Below are 255 nucleotides of genomic sequence, written 5' to 3' on the forward strand. Positions count from 1 at the left end.
TCAAAGTCTGTTTGCCGACTCCCCGAAGCTTATCGCAGGCTACCACGTCTTTCATCGCCTCTGACTGCCAAGGCATCCACCGTATGCGCTTCTTCACTTGACCATATAACCCCAAGCAATCTGGTTACTGTCTCGAACGTGAAGACGACATTCGCCGAAAATTCGCGCTTGAACTCGCAAATTTTACCTTGACTTGAATAATCACCAGTGAAAGAGATTATTCAGTCTACTTCTATCACATACCCAAATTTTTAA

Annotated in this window: 1 rRNA gene; it reads right to left on the bottom strand. The window is 44.7% G+C overall.

Annotated elements, in window-relative coordinates:
• A 23S ribosomal RNA gene (locus IB255_RS30635) occupies nt 1-103 on the bottom strand; the annotation flags it as partial.
• Nucleotides 104-255: the final 152 nt, after the last annotated feature.

It is taken from the genome of Pseudomonas sp. PDM22 (genome assembly GCF_014851965.1).
GTDB lineage: Bacteria > Pseudomonadota > Gammaproteobacteria > Pseudomonadales > Pseudomonadaceae > Pseudomonas.